18 protein-coding genes are annotated in these 17,292 nt (G+C 66.3%); 11 read left to right on the top strand and 7 right to left on the bottom strand.

Annotation, left to right across the window (positions count from 1 at the left end):
• The first annotated feature begins 143 nt into the window (after positions 1-143).
• From BLQ74_RS11405 to BLQ74_RS11390, 4 genes are all read left to right on the top strand, one after another.
• Complete coding sequence (locus tag BLQ74_RS11405) at positions 144-1,493, top strand: DEAD/DEAH box helicase (RefSeq protein ID WP_170842799.1); 1,350 nt, start codon at positions 144-146, stop codon at positions 1,491-1,493.
• A 158-nt stretch (positions 1,494-1,651) separates the two neighbouring features.
• Positions 1,652-2,068, top strand: coding sequence for a MarR family winged helix-turn-helix transcriptional regulator (locus BLQ74_RS11400; RefSeq protein ID WP_090262679.1), 417 nt, complete (start codon positions 1,652-1,654; stop codon positions 2,066-2,068).
• A gap of 75 nt (positions 2,069-2,143) precedes the next feature.
• Entirely contained in the window at positions 2,144-3,337 is a 1,194-nt protein-coding gene (locus BLQ74_RS11395) for an MFS transporter (RefSeq protein WP_090262905.1), read from the top strand.
• Positions 3,338-3,511: 174 nt separating this feature from the next.
• Positions 3,512-4,069 (top strand): glutathione peroxidase, encoded by a 558-nt coding sequence (locus BLQ74_RS11390; RefSeq protein WP_090262678.1) that lies wholly within the window; start codon positions 3,512-3,514, stop codon positions 4,067-4,069.
• A gap of 70 nt (positions 4,070-4,139) precedes the next feature.
• On the opposite strand, the gene BLQ74_RS11385 is transcribed toward BLQ74_RS11390, so the two are convergent.
• The 3 genes from BLQ74_RS11385 to BLQ74_RS11375 all read right to left on the bottom strand — a co-directional run bounded on the left by BLQ74_RS11385 (position 4,140) and on the right by BLQ74_RS11375 (position 7,187).
• On the bottom strand, positions 4,140-5,414 hold the full coding sequence (locus tag BLQ74_RS11385; protein WP_090262677.1) for an outer membrane protein transport protein: 1,275 nt from the start codon (positions 5,412-5,414) through the stop codon (positions 4,140-4,142).
• Between the two features lie 175 nt (positions 5,415-5,589).
• Positions 5,590-6,069, bottom strand: coding sequence for a hypothetical protein (locus BLQ74_RS11380; protein ID WP_090262676.1), 480 nt, complete (start codon positions 6,067-6,069; stop codon positions 5,590-5,592).
• Between the two features lie 263 nt (positions 6,070-6,332).
• Positions 6,333-7,187, bottom strand: coding sequence for a sulfurtransferase (locus BLQ74_RS11375; RefSeq protein ID WP_090262675.1), 855 nt, complete (start codon positions 7,185-7,187; stop codon positions 6,333-6,335).
• A 105-nt stretch (positions 7,188-7,292) separates the two neighbouring features.
• Between BLQ74_RS11375 and BLQ74_RS11370 the strand changes: the two genes are divergently transcribed.
• On the top strand, positions 7,293-8,096 hold the full coding sequence (locus tag BLQ74_RS11370; protein WP_090262674.1) for a lysophospholipid acyltransferase family protein: 804 nt from the start codon (positions 7,293-7,295) through the stop codon (positions 8,094-8,096).
• Positions 8,097-8,107: 11 nt separating this feature from the next.
• Here the strand turns inward: BLQ74_RS11370 and BLQ74_RS11365 are convergent, their stop codons facing one another.
• Positions 8,108-9,169 carry an SMP-30/gluconolactonase/LRE family protein gene (locus tag BLQ74_RS11365; RefSeq protein ID WP_090262673.1) on the bottom strand — a complete coding sequence of 354 codons (1,062 nt, stop codon included), beginning with the start codon at positions 9,167-9,169 and terminating at the stop codon, positions 8,108-8,110.
• Between the two features lie 136 nt (positions 9,170-9,305).
• Between BLQ74_RS11365 and rnd the strand changes: the two genes are divergently transcribed.
• From rnd to BLQ74_RS11350, 3 genes are all read left to right on the top strand, one after another.
• On the top strand, positions 9,306-10,460 hold the full coding sequence (gene rnd / locus BLQ74_RS11360) for a ribonuclease D (protein WP_374442190.1): 1,155 nt from the start codon (positions 9,306-9,308) through the stop codon (positions 10,458-10,460).
• The gene (locus BLQ74_RS11355) at positions 10,457-10,750 is read left to right on the top strand and encodes a YcgL domain-containing protein (protein WP_090262672.1); all 294 of its coding nucleotides are present in this window, start codon (positions 10,457-10,459) and stop codon (positions 10,748-10,750) included. Before rnd ends, BLQ74_RS11355 begins: the two co-directional genes overlap by 4 nt.
• 244 nt (positions 10,751-10,994) lie before the next feature.
• A complete protein-coding gene (locus BLQ74_RS11350; protein WP_090262671.1) occupies positions 10,995-11,927 on the top strand; it encodes a D-2-hydroxyacid dehydrogenase in 933 nt (310 codons plus the stop codon).
• Between the two features lie 36 nt (positions 11,928-11,963).
• Here the strand turns inward: BLQ74_RS11350 and BLQ74_RS11345 are convergent, their stop codons facing one another.
• Complete coding sequence (locus BLQ74_RS11345) at positions 11,964-12,557, bottom strand: nitroreductase family protein (protein ID WP_090262670.1); 594 nt, start codon at positions 12,555-12,557, stop codon at positions 11,964-11,966.
• 282 nt (positions 12,558-12,839) lie between these two features.
• On the opposite strand from BLQ74_RS11345, the gene BLQ74_RS11340 reads away from it, so the two are divergent.
• Entirely contained in the window at positions 12,840-13,289 is a 450-nt protein-coding gene (locus tag BLQ74_RS11340; RefSeq protein WP_090262669.1) for a YcgN family cysteine cluster protein, read from the top strand.
• Positions 13,290-13,305: 16 nt separating this feature from the next.
• Here the strand turns inward: BLQ74_RS11340 and BLQ74_RS11335 are convergent, their stop codons facing one another.
• Together BLQ74_RS11335 and BLQ74_RS11330 are read right to left on the bottom strand one after the other, a co-directional pair.
• Positions 13,306-13,677: a CPCC family cysteine-rich protein gene (locus BLQ74_RS11335; RefSeq protein ID WP_090262668.1), complete on the bottom strand. Its 372-nt coding sequence runs from the start codon at positions 13,675-13,677 to the stop codon at positions 13,306-13,308.
• Entirely contained in the window at positions 13,677-15,740 is a 2,064-nt protein-coding gene (locus BLQ74_RS11330) for a S9 family peptidase (protein WP_090262667.1), read from the bottom strand. Before BLQ74_RS11330 ends, BLQ74_RS11335 begins: the two co-directional genes overlap by 1 nt.
• Before the next feature lie 98 nt (positions 15,741-15,838).
• Between BLQ74_RS11330 and BLQ74_RS11325 the strand changes: the two genes are divergently transcribed.
• Both BLQ74_RS11325 and BLQ74_RS11320 read left to right on the top strand, forming a co-directional pair.
• Positions 15,839-16,309 carry an MFS transporter gene (locus tag BLQ74_RS11325; protein WP_090262666.1) on the top strand — a complete coding sequence of 157 codons (471 nt, stop codon included), beginning with the start codon at positions 15,839-15,841 and terminating at the stop codon, positions 16,307-16,309.
• 179 nt (positions 16,310-16,488) lie between these two features.
• Positions 16,489-17,262, top strand: coding sequence for a class II glutamine amidotransferase (locus tag BLQ74_RS11320; protein WP_090262665.1), 774 nt, complete (start codon positions 16,489-16,491; stop codon positions 17,260-17,262).
• Positions 17,263-17,292 lie beyond the last annotated feature (30 nt).

Here is a 17,292-nt window from a genome sequence, read left to right as displayed (position 1 = left end):
CGGTCCTTGTGCGGGGGTTGCGGCCAGTCTGGGATGGGCCCTGGCGGCGGACTTTCCCGGCAGCGACACGGACGCAGCGGATCGCGACCGGCGAATAAAACCTGCGCTCGGGCGCGGCAACCGTTAGGCTATGCAGCTGTTCGATTCCTTCACGCTCCACGAGGTCTGCCTTGTTCGCCCAATTCGCCCTTCACGAACGCCTGCTCAAGGCGTTGGAAACCCTGTCCTTCACCGAGCCGACCGCCGTCCAGGCTGCCGCCATCCCGAAGGCACTCGAAGGGCGCGATCTGCGCGTGACGGCGCAGACCGGCAGCGGCAAGACCGCCGCCTTCGTCCTGCCGCTGTTGCACCGCCTGCTCAGCGAGGACAAGCCGAAGAGCGGCGCCCGCGCGCTGATCATGCTGCCGACCCGCGAGCTGGCGCTGCAGACCCTCAAGGAAGTCGAGCGCTTCGCCCAGTTCACCTTCATCAAGGCGTGCCTGATCACCGGCGGCGAAGACTTCAAGGTGCAGGGCGCACGCCTGCGCAAGAACCCGGAAATCATCATCGGCACGCCTGGGCGGCTGAACGAGCAGTTCAACGCCGGCAACCTGCCGCTGGGCGATGTCGAAGTGCTGGTGCTCGACGAAGCCGACCGCATGCTCGACATGGGCTTCTCCGAAGACGTCCTCAAGCTCGCCGCGCAATGCCCCGCGCAGCGCCAGACCCTGCTGTTCTCGGCTACCGCCGGCAGTGGCCTGCGCGAGATGGTCGAGCAGGTCCTGCGCGAGCCGGAAACCCTCATGCTCAACCGCGTCAGCGAGCTGAACGAGGACATCCGCCAGCAGGTCATCCTGGCCGACGACAACGCGCACAAGGAAGCCATCCTGCAGTGGCTGCTGGAGAACGAGACCTATGAGAAGGCCATCGTCTTCACCAACACCCGTATTCAGGCGGACCGCCTCACCGGGCGCCTGATCGCCGCCGGGCACAAGGTTTTCGTCCTGCACGGCGAGAAGGACCAGAAAGACCGCAAGCTGGCCATCGAGCGCCTCAAGCAGGGCGCCGTGAAGATCCTCGTCGCCACCGACGTCGCCGCGCGAGGCCTGGATGTCGACGGCCTGGACCTGGTGGTGAACTTCGACATGCCGCGCAAGGGCGACGAGTACGTGCACCGCATCGGCCGGACCGGTCGTGCCGGCGCTTCCGGCCTGGCCGTGTCCCTGGTCGGGCATGGCGACTGGAACCTGATGTCGAGCATCGAGCGCTACCTCAAGCTGCGTTTCGAGACGCGCACGATCAAGGAACTCAAGGGCAGCTACAAGGGGCCGAAAAAGCTCAAGGCCTCCGGCAAGGCGGCGGGCGTGAAGAAGAAAAAGGCCGATCCGAAGAAGGCCGGCGCCAAGCCCGCGGCCAAGCGCAAGCCAGCCGCCAAGCCCAAGACCGGCCCGTCGCAGGTGGTCAGCCAGGATGGCCTGGCGCCGCTCAAACGCAAGAAACCGGCCGCCGAGTAAGCATCGCCACGGGTGAGGCGTCGCGCCTTGCCCTGTCCAGCTCAGCCCGCGCGCGAAGGCGGCTTGCTCCGCCTTCCAGCCCTTCACTGAACACAGTGGCTTGTCCGGCGTCCCGTCGGTCATTGACGCTGCGGGAGGTGCGGGTATATACACGCATCATGCTGACGACTCCCTGCCTCTGTACCCGACTGCGCCGCGCCGCCCGCGGCGTCACCCGTGTCTATGACGATGCCTTGCAAGGTGTCGGTCTGACGGTGGCGCAGTATTCGCTGTTGCGCCACTTGGCGCGTCTCGAACAGCCGAGTATTTCCACCTTGGCCGAGGCGCTGGGCCTCGAGCGCAGTAGCCTCGGGCGCAACCTGCGGCCGCTGCAGGCCGAGGGTCTGCTGGAGCTGCAAGGCGATGCGTCGGACCAGCGCAATCGCCTGGTTCTGCTCACCGCCGCCGGACGCCAGCGCCTGGAGCAGGGCGCCGCGCCCTGGGAAGCGGCGCAGCGGTATCTGCTGGCGCGACTCGGTGAGCAGCGGCGGGAACAACTGATGGCGCTGTTGGGTGAGTTGGAAGACCTCGGCTGAGCCGATTCGCGGCCTGGCCTGGAATGATGGTGTGCGGGTATCCGCCCTGATGGAGCAATAAGAATAATGGCCAAGCTGTCGCGTGCGGGGTTCTGGATATTGCTGTCCGGCGCCCTGGTCCTCGCCCTCTCGTTGGGTATCCGTCACGGCTTCGGCCTGTTCCTGGCGCCGATGAGCGCCGAATTCGGCTGGGGGCGCGAAGTCTTCGCCTTCGCCATCGCCTTGCAGAACCTCATCTGGGGCATCGCCCAACCCTTCACCGGGGCGCTGGCCGACCGTTTTGGCGCGGGACGTGTGGTGCTGCTCGGTGGCCTGCTCTACGCCGTCGGCCTGGTGCTGATGGGACATGCCGATTCGGCGGCGAGCCTGTCGCTGAGCGCCGGCCTGCTGATCGGCATCGGACTGTCCGGCACTTCGTTCTCGGTGATCCTCGGCGCCGTCGGCCGCGCCGTGCCGCTGGAGAGACGCAGCATGGCCATGGGGATTTCCGCCGCCGCCGGTTCTTTCGGCCAGTTCGCCATGCTGCCCGGCACCCTCGGGCTGATCGGCTGGCTTAGCTGGTCGTCGGCATTGCTGGCCCTGGGGCTGCTGGTGGCGTTGATCGTGCCGCTGGCCGGACTGATGCGCGACCGACCGCTGCCGGTGCAGGCCCATGAACAATCCCTCGGCGAAGCCCTGCGCGAAGCCTGTGCCCACCCCGGTTTCTGGCTGCTGGCGCTGGGATTCTTCGTCTGTGGCTTCCAGGTGGTATTCATCGGCGTGCACCTGCCGGCCTATCTGGTCGACCGCCATCTGCCGGCCACGGTGGGCACCACGGTGCTGGCGCTGGTCGGGCTGTTCAATGTGTTCGGTACCTACATCGCCGGCTGGCTCGGCGGGCGCTGGTCGAAACCACGCCTGCTCACTGCGCTCTACCTGATCCGCGGGCTGGTGATCCTGGCCTTCATCTGGGCCCCGCTCAATGTCTGGAGCGCCTATGCCTTCGGTATCGCCATGGGCCTGTTGTGGCTGTCCACGGTGCCTTTGACCAACGGCACCGTGGCGACCCTGTTCGGCGTGCGCAACCTGTCCATGCTCGGCGGCATCGTTTTCCTTTTCCACCAGCTCGGCGCGTTCCTCGGTGGTTGGCTGGGCGGTTATGTCTATGACCACACTGGCAACTACGACCTGGTCTGGCAGATTTCCATCCTGCTCTCGTTGCTCGCCGGTCTGCTCAACTGGCCAGTGCGCGAGCATCCGGTGGCGCGCTTGCGGGTGGAGGCGGCGTGAGCCCGTTGCGTCTGCTCGGTGCGGCCCTCGCCGGGCTGCTGCTCGCGCTGGCCTGGTGGGGCTGGAGCCAGGGCGGCCTGGCCTTGCTGGAGGCCGGGCTCGGCCATTGCACCTGAGGATTGCTCAAGACCATTGGCCAGAGTAGCGTCGCTGCACCAACGGAGGTTCTTGCCCATGTCCTATCGTCTGTTCCTCGCCGTCGCGTTCGCGCTTCCCCTGGCTGCTGCCCAGGCCGCCGATTGTCCTTCGCTGCTCAAGGAGCAGGGACACTTGCAGAAGCTGCGTTCGAAGACCGATCTCGATCTGTGCTCGCTCTACGCCGGCAAGCCGTTGCTGGTAGTCAACACGGCCAGTCACTGCGGTTTCACGCCGCAGTTCAAGGGACTGGAAGCGATCTACCAGCGCTACAAGGGGCAGGGGCTGGAGGTACTTGGCGTACCTTCGGACGATTTCAAGCAGGAGGCCGACGACAGCGCCGAAACCGCCAAGGTTTGCTACGGCAACTACGGTGTGACCTTCAATATGACGCAGGTGCAGTCGGTGCGCGGGGACGCGGCGATTCCGCTGTTCAAGGGACTGGCCGAACAGTCCGGCCAGGCGCCGCGCTGGAATTTCTACAAGTACGTGGTCGATCGCCAGGGCAAAGTGGTCGCGCAGTTCTCCAGCATGACCAAGCCGGATGATCCTGAATTGCAGGCGGCGATCGAAAAGGCCATCGCCAGCCAGCCCTGACTCGTGCAGCCGGGGGCGACAACGAAAAAACCGGGCGTTTGCCCGGCTTTTTCATGCGCGTCGCTGGCTATCAGAAGCGATAGGTCACTTGCGCGGTCAGGCCGTTGGCGCTGTTGTCGTACTTGGCGCTGTAGGCCGGCTGCAGTGCGCTGCCTTCCTGATTGACGCTGGTGGTGTTTTCCCACAGGTAGGCGTAGGCAACGTCGACGGTCAGGTCCGGGTTCGGCGACCAGCCGGCACCGAAGGTGACGATCTTGCGGTCGCCGACCGGGATGCGCACGGTGCGGTGATCGTTGGTGGTCGGCGACGGGTCGTAGGCGAAGCCGGTACGCAGTACCCACTCCTGGTTCAACTGGTAGGACGCACCGACCGAGCCGGACCAGGTGTCATGCCACTTCATCTCTTCGCCGATGGTACCGAAGCCCAGCGCCTGGCCCAGTGCCGGAACGCCGCTGTTCTGTACTTCGATGGCCTTCAGGCGGCTCCAGCGGGTCCAGACGGCGCCGACGTAGCCGGTCCACTTGTCGTCGAACTTGTGGGTGAAGGAGGTATCGACCGATTCCGGCAGGGTGATATCCAGCTTGGCGTCGTAGGTGCCGTTCAGGCCCAGGGCGCCCGGCGCATTCGATACCTTGGTGTGGCCATCCAGGTGGTAGTCGACCTTGGAGTGATAGGCCAGGCCCCAGGTGGTGCCTTCGGCAAGGTCGACCATCACGCCGATGTTGTAGCCCAGCGCGGTGTCGTTGCCCTTGATGTCGATCTTGGTGTCGCCCTGGCCGCCGGCGATGCCGTTGGTGGCCAGGTTGTTCTGCAACTGGCCGTCGAGACGGTTGATGGTCGGGCCGAAGCCGACGGAGACCTTGTCGTTGATCTTGTAGGCGATGGTCGGTTGCAGGGTGATGACCTGAACCTTGCTATAGGAGCCGTGATAGGAGCCCTGGAAGCTGTTTTCGTAGTCGTTGATGATGCCGTAGGGCACGTACATGCCGACGCCGAAGGTGAAATCGTCGTTGATCGGCGTGGAGATGTAGCCGAACGGAACGCCGGCCAGCGGCACGGAGTCACCTTTGCTGGTGCCCTGCGCGGTGCTGTGGGCATCGCTGATGTCGTCCTTGGCCGAGACGACGGCGGCACCGCCGCTGACTTCGGTGCGTTTCAGCTTGGACAGGCCTGCCGGGTTGCCGTAGATGGTGCTGGCGTCGAGCGCGGAAGAGGCGCGGCCGGCGTAGGCGGTGCCGGCGCCGCTGGCGCTTTGTTCGTTGATTGCGATGCCGTTGGCCAGGGCCTGGGCAGAGGCAGCGCTAATGGTCAGTGCGAGAGTGGTTTTGAGCCATGTTGTTTTCATTGTTAGAGCAACTCCTATGTATTCCCGCGCGGAAACTACCAAGTTTCCCAGGCCATTGGTAGTGCGGGAAGGCGCTCTATTCCGGGCATTAACGGGCGAGGCGGCGGAAAATCGGGGGATTTATCGTTCGTTACTGTATGTAAATTATTTTTGACTTGTAGGTCATTTCCGGACTTCACGCAGCCAGGCTCGGGTTGCCGATGTAGGCTCGCCAGGCAGTGATGAAATCGCGCAGATGGCCATGGGGTTGGAACACCCTGCGCCAGACGCGTGCCTGACCGATATGGTCGTCCGCGGCGGGCAGCGGCAGGCGTTCGGCTTCCACCAGCAGCCAGGCGATGGCGCAGCTGTAGCGCAGGTTGACAGTGAGTTCCAAGTGCGGCGCGGCGAGGAAGGCGTGCTGGCTGGCCAGCCCGCGGACCCGGCTGGCGAGTTCCGGGTCGCGTGCCAGGTAGTTGTCCCATAGCGTCTGGTGGCGCCTGGCATCGATGCGGAACAGGCCGTGGCCGTGGCCGTCGTCGAGAAGGTTGCCCAGTGCCGATTGGCAGGCCGCCGCTCCCAGCAACAGCGCCTCGGCCTCGTTGCTGTGACGTTCCAGGTACAGCAGAGCGGGCCGGATGACGTGCTGTCGCAGGTCGCTGGCGGCGATTCCCATGGTCTTATCCTCAGTGAACGGCGGGGCTGGGCGTCTTGGCAGCTTCTGATGTTCTCCTGGGCCCCGCCGTGAGCGAACTTAGCCGCTCCATTTGAAGTGTAGTGCGACAAGTACGCTGTAAAGGACTGTTTTTAAATTGTTTTGACCTTCTGGTTATTGGCCATATTCCTGCTGGTGATTAACCCAGGGAGGGGCGAGCAGGGTTGTACGCCGGCAGACAGGCTGCCGGCGCGGGTTCCACCAGAGGCTGCGGAGCGGCTCGTTCAGGCGCCGCGGGCGATCGGATGCCGCGGGTCGGTGATCCATTCACTCCAGGAACCGGCATACAGGCGGCCCAAGGGGTAACCGGCGAGGCTGAGGGCGAACAGGTTGTGGCAGGCGGTTACGCCGGAGCCACAGTAGGCCACCAGTTCCTCTGCCGGGCGACCGCGCAGCAGGCGGGCGAAGCGTTGGTGCAACTGCGCCGGCGGCAGGAAGCGGCCATCGCTGCCGAGGTTCTCGGTAAAGGCGGCGCACTGGGCGCCGGGGATATGTCCGGCGACCGGGTCGATGGGCTCCACTTCGCCACGGAAGCGCGGTTCGGCGCGGGCATCGATCAGCGGCAACTGCGGATCGGCGAGCAGCGCCACGAGGCCGTCGGCGTCGATCAACAGCCCGCTGTCCGGTTCGCCGCGGAAGGCGCCCGGTTGCACGCTGGGCTTGGCGGTGGTCAACGGCAGGCCGGCGGCGCGCCAGGCATTCATGCCGCCGTCGAGCAGGTAGACACCATCGCGTTTGCCCAGCCACAGCAGCAACCACCAGGCGCGCGCGGCGAAGGCGCCGGGACCGTCATCGTAAAGCACCACTTCGTCGGTGTTGTCCAGGCCCCAGGCGCGCAGGCGTTGCAGCAGGGTCTGCGGATCCGGCAGCGGGTGGCGCCCGGTCTTGCCCTTGACGACCTCGGCCGACAGATCGCGCTCCAGGTCTGCGTACTGCGCGCCGGGAATGTGGTTCTCGGCGAAGACGCGGGCGCCGTAGCCTGGGTCGTCGAGGGCGAAGCGGCAGTCGAGGATCAGCAGGCCGGGGTCGTCCAGGCGGGCTGCCAGTTGTTGCGGGCTGAGCAGGCGAGCGAGTGACATCTTGCGGGTTCCTGTGTCGTGACGGTGTCCTGGGGCATCATAAGGCCTGTGCAGCGAAAGCGCTGTCTGTCAGTGCTTTCCTGAGTTGATTGGGAGTTTTCGAGCATGCACAGCTTTCAGCCGATGACGCGCCGGGCGTCTCTGGCGCGCGTCGTCACCGTTGCCGTGGTCACGGCCCTGGTAACCCTCTACTACAGCCTTTGCGTCCTCACTCTGGCGGCCTGTGGCCGCCTGCGCCGTTCGCGCGTGGATCGCTACACCCGCGAGTGGTCGGGGCTGCTGCTACGCCTGGTGCGCATGCGCCTGAGCGTGCACGGCGAACTGCCGGACTTCAGCGACGGCCGCCGCTACATGATTCTCTGCAATCACTCCAGCCACTACGACATTCCCGCCACCTTCGTCGCCATGCCGGGCTCGATCCGCATGCTGGCGAAGCAGGAGCTGTACGGGATTCCGATCCTCGGCCGCGCCATGCGCGCCGCCGAGTTTCCCTCCATCGACCGGCATAGCGGCCAGCGCGCCCGCGCGGACCTGCAGCGGGCGCGTGAAATGATGGAAAGCGGCATCGTTCTGTGGGCCGCGCCCGAGGGCACGCGATCCGCCGATGGCCAGTTGCTGCCGTTCAAGCGTGGCTGCTTCCGCCTGGCCCTGGACACCGAGGCGGTGATCGTTCCGATCGCCATTCGCGGTATCCAGCGCGTGCTGCCGGCGCGCACCTTCGATCTCACCCTGGGGCAGCCGGTCGACCTGGTGGTCGGCCAGCCGATGGATGCCGCGGCGTATCGCGAGCGTGGCATCGAGGCGTTGCTCGGGGATGCACGCGAGCGCATGCAGGCCTTGCTCGAGCAGCCGCTGGGCGGCGAGCCGGGCGTCGTGCGAGCGGCCCGGCAAACCGTGACGCTTGACTGAGGCTGCGCCCGTCAGCGGATTTTCAGGCGGCCGATGCGGTCGTTTTCCAGGCTGCCGAGGTACAGCTCATCACCCACCGGCTTGGCCGAGGTGATCATCCGCAGGTGCTGGCCGCTGGTGTCGTGCAGGCTGCGCAGGATCTTGCCGTTTTCGTCGATGGCGAGCACCAGGCCATAGGGCGTCGGCTTCGGCAGCAGGGCGCGCGGCAGCTTGGCCAGTTGGCGCTTGAGCCAGGGATGGTCGAGGATGAAATCGGCGTCGGCCTTGCGCGGGGTCGGCAGGGCCACCCAGAAGGTGCCGTGGCGATCGCCCTGGAGGTTGTCCGGCAGCCCCGGCAGGTTGTCGATGAAGACATCCTGCTGGCCGGCCTTCGGCCCCTTCAGCCAATAACGGGTGATGCGGTAGCGGTAGGTTTCATTGACCAGCACGAAGTCCTCGCCGGCGGACAGCGCCACGCCATTGGCGAAATACAGGTCCTTGAGCAGCACCTCGGTCTTGCCGGTCGCCGGGTCATAGCGCAGCAGACGGCCGTGGGGCCGGGTTTCGAGCAGGTCGAGCACATAGTCCGGCTGGTGGAAGCGACTCGATGCGTCGCTGAAATAGATGCGCCCGTCGCTGGCGATGTCGAGGTCGTCGGTGAAGCCGAAGGGCAGGCCGTCGGCGCTGTCGGTGAGGCGGCTGATCTGGCCTTGCGGGTCGATTTTCAGCAGGCCCTTCCAGGCATCGGCGACGATCAGGTTGCCCTGCGCGTCGAAGTCCATGCCCAGCGGTCGGCCACCCGTGTCGGCGAAGGTTTCCGGCTGGCCGCTGCCGTTCAGGCGGATCACCCGGCCGTCGCTTTGTCCGGCATAGACGCGGCCCGCCGCATCCACCGCGGTATCTTCCGGTCCCTTGACCTGGCCCAGGCCGAGAAGCTCGGCTTTCATCAAGGTGTCGTTGGGTTCCAGCACGCCTTGCATGGGCGGCGGTGCCGCGGGAGCCCAGGCCAGAGGGTCGATGGGGCTGGGCGTGAGGGCAAGGTACAGGGCCACCGCGGCGACCAGGACGGCCAGTGAGGCGAGGAGTTTCTTCATGGGTGACTTCTTGTCGTTGTTGTCCGAAGACGGGAAAGATAGGCCGCGCTGGTCGGCGCTGACAGCCATTGGTGCAAATGCGGAATGCTCGCACATCATTCGGCTCTATATAATGCGCGGCACTTGAAGCAAGGAGATGTTCGTGAGCGCACTCGATATCCGGTGGATTCGCGACGATGCCAGCCTGGCGCAGCAGTGCCAGGACTGGAAACAAAGGCCGTACCTGGCACTCGATACCGAGTTCATGCGCGTCGATACCTTCTACCCCGAAGCCGGCCTGGTGCAGGTTGGCGACGGCGAGCGGGCCTGGCTGATCGACCCGCTGCTGATCCGCGACTGGTCGCCGTTCTCCGCGGTGCTCGAAGCGCCTGGCGTGGTCAAGGTGTTCCACGCTTGCGGCGAGGACCTGGAAGTCTTCCAGCGCCTGACCGGCAGCCTGCCGCAGCCGCTGTTCGACACCCAACTGGCCGCCGCCTACCTGGGCATGCCGCATTCGATGGGCTATTCCAAGCTGGTGCTGGAAATCCTTGGCCTGGAACTGCCCAAGGAAGAGACCCGTTCCGACTGGCTGCAGCGGCCGCTGACCGACATGCAGGTGCGCTACGCCGCCGAGGACGTGCAGCACCTCGCCGAGGTCTACGTGAAGCTGGCGCCGCGCCTGGAGCCGCACAAACTGGCCTGGCTGCTCGCCGACGGCGCCGATCTGGTGAGTAACCAGACCCGTGTGTCCGACCCGCGCGAAGCCTGGCGCGACGTCAAGCTGGCGTGGAAGCTGAGCCCTCAGCAATTGGCCGTGCTGCGTGAACTCTGTGCGTGGCGTGAGGAACAGGCGCGAGTGCGCAATCAGCCACGCAACCGTGTGCTGCGCGAGCCGACGCTGTGGCCGCTGGCGCGCTTCCAGCCAACCGACAAGGTGGCCCTGGCGCGTGTCGAAGACATGCATCCACGCACCGTGCGCCAGGACGGCGATACCCTGCTGGCGTTGATCGCCCATGCGGCGGCCTTGCCTGCCAGCGACTGGCCCGAGGCGCTGCCCGAGCCCCTGCCGCGCGACGTCACCCCGTTGCTGAAGAAGCTGCGCGAGGTCGGCCAGCGCGAAGCCGAGCGCCAGGGCATGGCGCCCGAACTGATGTTGCGCAAGAAGATTCTCGAGGCCTTGCTCAAGAGCGGCTATCCGAACGGCCCCTACCGGTTGCCCGATTCCCTGCAGGGCTGGCGCCGCGAGCTGATGGGCCAGGCACTGCTCGACTGCCTGGCCAGCGCCACTGACGAACACGCGGAGACCCCATGAAACGCATCTGCTCCATCTACAAGAGCCCGCGCAAGAACGAGATGTACCTGTACGTCGACAAGCGCGAAGCCCTGAGCCGTGTCCCCGAAGCCCTCCTGGCGGCCTTCGGCGCGCCGCAGCACACCTTCGACCTGTTGCTCACGCCGGAGCGCAAGCTGGCCCGCGAGGACATTGCCAAGGTCCTGGAAAACATCGAGAAGCAGGGCTTCCACCTGCAGATGCCGCCGGGCGAGGAGGAGTACATCGAGCACCTCCCCGAGGAACTGCTGCGGATGAACGACCCGCTCTGACGCAACACCCCGCGCCCCGCCGCTGCGAGCCCCGTATTTTCTCAGTGCCACTACTGTGCAAGTACGGGGCTCCGGCGCATTATTACCTCAGAAAAATACGTCAGAAGATCGGAACGTCTATGCTTGGCGTGTGTCTACAGGCGTCCATCTGACCAGTCCGGGCCGCACCGCCACTCGCGGGGTGACACCACTAATGAGAAACACCGTGCCTCCGCCTTGCTCCTTCCGTGGTGCGATCTGAATCATGCGCTTGCTCATCCTCGATCGCGATCATGCCCTTTATGCCGCCCTGATCATGGCGGCCGAATCCAATATCACCGTGGTTTCCGGGGATAACCCCGAGGCGCTTCGCGATGCCGCGGCCGAGTGCCCGGTATGGCTGGGCCAGCCCGATCTGGTGGCGCGCATGCTGCGCCAGGGCGTGCACCCGGTCTGGGTGCAGTCGACCTGGGCCGGCATCACGCCGCTGCTCGCCGACGATCTGCCCAAGGACTACGCGCTGACCCGCGCGGTGGGTATTTTCGGCCAGGTGATGAGCGAATACCTGCTGACCTACCTGCTGGCCCATGAGCGCCAGTTCCTCGGGCGCCTGGCCAGCCAGGTCGGCACGCAGTGGGACGACCGCATGCCCGGCAGCCTGCATGGACGCCAGATACTCCTGGTCGGCACCGGCGAGATCGGCCAGTCGGTGGCGCACATGCTGGCGAGCTTCGGCGTCGACCTGATCGGTGTGGCGCGCAACCCACGCTCGTTGCTGCCGTTCCAGCGCATCGGCGCGTTGTCCGACCTGCCGCGCCTGGTGCAGACCGCCGACTACGTCATCAACCTGCTTCCGGATACCCCGGAAACCCGCGATATCTTCGACCTGGCGTTGTTCCAGCGGATGAAGTCCTCGGCCCTGTTCATCAATGTCGGGCGTGGCAGTTCGGTGGTCGATGCCGATCTGGTCACGGCGCTGGAAGGCAACCGCCTGGCCGGCGCGATCATCGACGTCTGCCGCCAGGAACCGCTGCCGCCGGAGCATGCCTTCTGGCACAGCCCGCGCCTGCTGCTCACCGGGCATACCGCCGCACCGACGCTGCCGGGGCCGATGGTGGAACTGTTCCGCGACAACCTCGCGCGCTTCTGGGGTGGCCAGGGCATGCGCGGCGAAGTGGACTTCAGTCGCGGATATTGAGGCGCCGGCGCCCCGCGGAGGAGCGCCGGCAGAGCATCACAGGCTGAAATCGCCCTCGGCGGCCAACTGCTCCAGCGGTTTGCGCGGGCTCGGCACTTCACGGGCCTGCAGGCTTTCCGAGAGGCTGGCCTTGTCGCCCAGTTTGCCGATGGCGACGACCGCGTGAATCTCGTATTCCGCCGGCACTTTCAGTTCGACGCGGGCCAGTTCACGGTCGAAACCGGCCATGCCATGGCTGTACCAGCCCGCCAGGCTCGCCTGCAACGCCAGGAAGGCCCAGGCCGCGCCGGTATCGAAGGTGTGCCAGAGCGCCGGTTTCTCCTCGCTGGAGCCGGGCGGCGCGAAGGTGGTTTTCGACAGCACCACGACCAGCGCCGAGGCATTCTGCGCCCAGCCGCGGTTGAATTCGCCGAGCAGGTTCAGGTAGCGCTGCCAGTTCGGCGTATCGCGGCGCGCATAGAGGAAGCGCCAGGGCTGCGAGTTGAACGAGGAGGGCGCCCAGCGGGCGGCTTCGATGAAGCTCAGCAGGGTTTCTTCGGGGATGCTTTCGCCGTTGAACGCGCGCGGCGACCAGCGATTGAGGAATTGCGGGTCGACGGGGTAGTCGGCAACGCGGGGATTGGCGCTCATGGAAGCTCCTGATCGGCAAGTGGGAAGTGGGATGCTGCCGTGGACGGCTGGGTATCCGAGGAACGACGAGGACGTTGGGCGCCGGCTTGGGACGCCGCACCGTGGGTGGCGCGGAAGGAGTGCCGGCGGTGGACCGTTCGGCTGTCGAAACTACCCAGCGCGGCGCCGCCTGGCAAGCACCGAAATGGCTGGCCGATGGTCGCTTGCGCTTGGCCGGCGCGGCACACCGGCATAGACTTGGCGCCCCGTGAAATCCTCCCTCCCGAAGCCCCAGCGCAGATCATGGCCGCCAAAGTCGAACCTTTCTGGAAACGCAAGACCCTCGCCCAACTCGACCAGGAAGAGTGGGAGTCGCTCTGTGACGGCTGCGGCCTGTGCTGCCTGCAGAAACTCGAGGATGAAGACGACGGCAGCGTTTACTACACGCGCATCGCCTGCAAGCTGCTGGACCTGAAGACCTGCCGCTGCACCGATTACGCCAATCGCCGCGCCAGCGTGCCGGACTGCATCCAGCTCACCCCGGCGCAGGCCGACGAGTTCCGCTGGCTGCCGCCGACCTGCGCCTACCGCCTGGTCGCCGAAGGCAAGGACCTGCCGCTCTGGCACCCGCTGGTCTGTGGCGACCCGGACGCGGTGCACCATGAGCGCATCTCGCAGTCGGGGCGCATGCTCAGCGAGAACCAGGTAGCCGAGGACGACTGGGAAGAACACCTGATCTTCCGCGCCGGCTGAAGCCGCCGCCGCCGTTTCAGCGCTGGCGCTCGCCGCGCGGCGAGCGCAGCCAGTAGCAGGCTTCGACGCCCGGCGAGCGGTCGCTGGCGCGCATTTCCCGTTCCGGGACATAGTCCACCGGCCGCTGCCAGAGCGGGAACCATTGCGGGTCCAGCTCATCCTCGATGGTCACCGGGCGCACCTGCGCCTGCAGGTGTTTCTCGCAGGCGCCCCATTGCACGTAGTTCACCTGCGCTTCGATCAGGCTCACCGTATTGGCGCCGCCGCGGGCATCCGGGAAGCACAACTGGGTGTAGTCGTCTTCCCAGAAGCAGATCGGGCAGATTTCGTAGGAGCCCGGCGCATCGTTGAAACTGAAGTGGCCGCAGCAGGGGCAGGTGTAGAGCATCAGGCGCCGGCGTCCGCCAGGCCCAGCACCTTGAGCAGGAAGGCATATTCCAGGGCCACGTCCTTGAGCCCCTGGTAGCGGCCACTCATGCCGCCATGGCCGGCGCCCAGCTCGGTCTTGAGCAGCAGCAGGCGCTCGTCGGTCTTGCTGACGCGCAGCTTGGCCACCCACTTGGCCGCTTCCCAGTACTGCACGCGACTGTCGTTGTAGCCGGCCACCACCAGCATCGCCGGGTAGTCCTGGGCGCTGACGTTCTCGTAGGGGGCGTAGGCCTTGATCCGCTGATAGACCTCCGGCTCCTGCGGGTTGCCCCACTCGTCGTACTCGGTGACGGTGAGCGGCAGGTCGGGGTTGAGCATGCTGTTCAGCACATCGACGAAGGGCACCTCGGCGATCGCCGCGGCGAATTGCTGCGGGCGCTGGTTGAGCACCGCGCCGATCAGCAGGCCGCCGGCGCTGCCGCCGCTGATGGCGGTCTGCCGCGGGGTGCTGTAGCCCTCGCGGCAGATGTGTTCGGCGCAGGCGATGAAGTCGCTGAAGCTGTTCTGCTTGTGCGCCAGCTTGCCGGCGCGGTACCAGGCTTCGCCCAGCTCGCCGCCGCCGCGCACGTGGGCGATGGCGAAGACGAAACCGCGCTCCAGCAGGCTCAGGCGCGCATGGGAGAACCAGGGGTCGAGGCTCATGCCGTAGGCGCCGTAGCCATACAGGTAGAGTGGCGCCGGGCGGCCGGCGGCGATGCCGTCGAGCACCTCGCGGCGGGCCACCAGGCTGATCGGCACCTGCACGCCATCGACGCTGGGCGCCCAGAGCCGGCGGCTGACATAGGCGTCGGCGTCGAACGGCCCTTCCACCGGGGTTTCCTTGAGCACCGTCTGCGCGCCGCTGGCCAGGTTCAACTGGCGGATCTGCGCCGGGCGGTTCAGCGCCTCGTAACGCAGGCGGATGCTCGGGCTGTCGAACTCCAGGCTGTCGTGCACATAGAGGTTGTAGGCCGCGTCGGGCAGTTCGACACGCCGTGGCGCCTGGCCATTGGCGTGGACTTCGATGATCGGCAGGCCGCCTTCGCGCAGGCTGAGGGTCAGCGCGTCCTGGTTGAGGGTGATGTCTTCCAGCATTACCTGTTCGCGATGGGCGATCAGCTCGCGCCAGTGCTCGCGGGTCGGCTGTGCCTCGCTGGCGCTGTACAGGGCGAAGTTGATGCCGCTCTGGTTGCTGCGGATGAACCAGGTCCATTGCCCGTCGAGACGGCCGTGGTCGACGTGGTATTCGTGTTCCTCCTCGCGCGGCGCCAGGCAGCGGAATTCGCCGCGCGGCTGCTCGGCGTCGAGCACCCAGGCCTCGCTGGTGGTCTTGCTGCCGAGCAGCAGGACCAACTGGCGTTCGGAGCTGGCGCGGTAGCAGTGCAGGAAGAAGCGCCCGTCGGTTTCCACGAACACCAGCTCGGCGCCTGCTTCGCCCAGGGTATGGCGGTAGAGTTTGTGCGGTCGGTGGGTGTCGTCCAGCTCGCCGAAGAACAGTGTGCGGCTGTCGTTGGCCCAGGTCATGCTGCCGTCGCAGTCGTCGAAGGGCAGTTCCTCGACGGCGCCGCTGGCCAGGTCCTTGACGTAAAGGCGGTAGATTTCGTCGCCGCTGGTATCCAGGCTGTAGGCCAGGCGCGAGTGGTCCGGGCTGATGCTGAAGGCGCCGAGGGCGAGAAAGTCGTCGCCGGCCAGGGCGTTGGGGTCGAGCAGCAGTTGTTCGGCGCTTTCATCCACCGTCAGCGAGCCGTCGGCCGGGCGGGGGCAGCGGTAGTGGCGCGGATACTCGTCGCCGGCGGTGGTGCGCTGGTAGTACATCCAGGGCCCCCAGGGCGAGGGCAGCGAGAGGTCGGTTTCGCGAATACGCCCCTTGATCTCCTGGAACAGCGTTTCGCGCAGCGCGTCCTGGTCGGCCAGCTGCTCTTCCAGGTAGGCGTTCTCCGCCTTGAGGTAGTCGAGCACCTCGGCAGTGTCGCGGTTTTCCAACCAGGCGTAAGGGTCGGCGGCGGCTTCGCGACGGGCGATGGGAGGCTGGCGATCGGTCATGGCGGCTCCTTGGCGGGGCAGGGGTGACGCCCGGCTGCGCACCCGCGGGTAAAAGCGGCTATCATAAGCGCCCCTCCGCCGCTATCGCACGCACGCGCATGAACCATAACGATTATCTGCTCGCCTGGGGCGCCTATCTGGTCGCCGGCCTCGGACTCCTGCTGGTCTGGTTCCTGATGACCGGCTGGATGTGGCGTTGGCTGCGCGAGCCGCTGCGGGTGATCGTGCTGGTTCTGCTGTTCACCCCGACCCCGGTGGACCCGGCCAACAACGAATACGCCCCGGCGATCGCCATCACCGCCCTGGATATCGTCTTCAAGGTCGGCAACAACGCCTGGCGTGCGGTATCCGACCTGGCCCTGGTGATGCTCGTGGCCTTCGCCGTGTACCTGCTGTTCGTGGCCATCCGCTGGCCCATCGAGCGCGCCGCGAGAAGCCGTCGGGCCCGCGCCGAGGCGGAAAAGGAACCGACCATGCGGCAGATGATGCAGCCGCAGTTGATGCCGGACGTCGACAGCCGCACCGACGAGCGTGGCGACCGCCGCATGCGCATCGAGCCGCGCCTCTGATTGCGTCACGGCGCCGCCCTTGCGCGGCGCCCGGCGGGCGTTCAGCATGGCGCCTGTCGGTTCCGCCAGGTTCCGTATCTTTCCCCTGATTCATCGCGCGGGGCGCTGTGGCCCCGCGAAGCAGTCCGTCGCCCACGGCGGCGGGCGTGCGGCTGGCTCTGCAACAGGAGATTCGAGCCATGTGCGAACTGCTCGGCATGAGCGCCAACGTACCCACCGATATCGTCTTCAGCTTCACCGGCCTGATGCAGCGCGGCGGCGGCACCGGTCCGCACCGCGACGGCTGGGGCATCGCTTTCTATGAAGGGCGCGGCGTGCGCCTGTTCCAGGACCCGCAGGCGAGCATCGACTCGGAAGTGGCGCGCCTGGTGCAGCGCTACCCGATCAAGAGCGAGACGGTGATCGGGCATATCCGCCAGGCCAATGTCGGCAAGGTCTGCCTGTCCAACACCCATCCCTTCGTCCGCGAACTGGGCGGGCGCTACTGGACCTTCGCGCACAACGGCCAGTTGGCCGATTTCGCGCCGCCCGCGGGGCTCTATCGGCCGGTGGGCGATACCGACAGCGAAGCGGCCTTCTGTGATCTGCTCAATCGCGTGCGCCGGGCCTTCCCCGAGCCGGTGCCGGTGGAAGTGCTGTTGCCCACGCTGATCGGCGCCTGCGCCGACTACCGGCAGAAGGGTGTGTTCAACTGCCTGCTCAGCGACGGCGACTGGCTGTTCACCTTCTGCTCCAGCAAGCTGGCCTACGTTACCCGCCGGGCTCCCTTCGGCCCGGCGCGGCTGAAAGACGCGGACCTGACCGTGGACTTCCAGGCGGAAACCACGCCCAATGACGTGGTCACGGTGATCGCCACCGAGCCGCTGACCGACAACGAAAACTGGAACCTGCAGCAGAGCGGCGAGTGGATGCTCTGGTGGCGCGGCGAGATTCTCGACCAGGGCCGCGTCTGAACGCCGCCGTGCAGGTAGCCGGATCATCAC

The sequence above is a fragment of the Pseudomonas panipatensis genome (genome assembly GCF_900099785.1).
GTDB classification, from domain to species: Bacteria; Pseudomonadota; Gammaproteobacteria; order Pseudomonadales; family Pseudomonadaceae; genus Pseudomonas; species Pseudomonas panipatensis.
This window is presented reverse-complemented; position numbering and strand designations above follow the sequence as displayed.

Coding starts and splice junctions, on each gene's coding strand:
- rnd (WP_374442190.1), top strand. CDS start 9,306: ATGTTCGTGAGCGCACTCGATATCCGGTGGATTCGCGACGATGCCAGC.
- BLQ74_RS11355 (WP_090262672.1), top strand. CDS start 10,457: ATGAAACGCATCTGCTCCATCTACAAGAGCCCGCGCAAGAACGAGATG.
- BLQ74_RS11350 (WP_090262671.1), top strand. CDS start 10,995: ATGCGCTTGCTCATCCTCGATCGCGATCATGCCCTTTATGCCGCCCTG.
- BLQ74_RS11325 (WP_090262666.1), top strand. CDS start 15,839: ATGAACCATAACGATTATCTGCTCGCCTGGGGCGCCTATCTGGTCGCC.
- BLQ74_RS11400 (WP_090262679.1), top strand. CDS start 1,652: ATGCTGACGACTCCCTGCCTCTGTACCCGACTGCGCCGCGCCGCCCGC.
- BLQ74_RS11390 (WP_090262678.1), top strand. CDS start 3,512: ATGTCCTATCGTCTGTTCCTCGCCGTCGCGTTCGCGCTTCCCCTGGCT.
- BLQ74_RS11330 (WP_090262667.1), bottom strand. CDS start 15,740: ATGACCGATCGCCAGCCTCCCATCGCCCGTCGCGAAGCCGCCGCCGAC.
- BLQ74_RS11385 (WP_090262677.1), bottom strand. CDS start 5,414: ATGAAAACAACATGGCTCAAAACCACTCTCGCACTGACCATTAGCGCT.
- BLQ74_RS11365 (WP_090262673.1), bottom strand. CDS start 9,169: ATGAAGAAACTCCTCGCCTCACTGGCCGTCCTGGTCGCCGCGGTGGCC.
- BLQ74_RS11370 (WP_090262674.1), top strand. CDS start 7,293: ATGCACAGCTTTCAGCCGATGACGCGCCGGGCGTCTCTGGCGCGCGTC.
- BLQ74_RS11380 (WP_090262676.1), bottom strand. CDS start 6,069: ATGGGAATCGCCGCCAGCGACCTGCGACAGCACGTCATCCGGCCCGCT.
- BLQ74_RS11345 (WP_090262670.1), bottom strand. CDS start 12,557: ATGAGCGCCAATCCCCGCGTTGCCGACTACCCCGTCGACCCGCAATTC.
- BLQ74_RS11375 (WP_090262675.1), bottom strand. CDS start 7,187: ATGTCACTCGCTCGCCTGCTCAGCCCGCAACAACTGGCAGCCCGCCTG.
- BLQ74_RS11340 (WP_090262669.1), top strand. CDS start 12,840: ATGGCCGCCAAAGTCGAACCTTTCTGGAAACGCAAGACCCTCGCCCAA.
- BLQ74_RS11335 (WP_090262668.1), bottom strand. CDS start 13,677: ATGCTCTACACCTGCCCCTGCTGCGGCCACTTCAGTTTCAACGATGCG.
- BLQ74_RS11320 (WP_090262665.1), top strand. CDS start 16,489: ATGTGCGAACTGCTCGGCATGAGCGCCAACGTACCCACCGATATCGTC.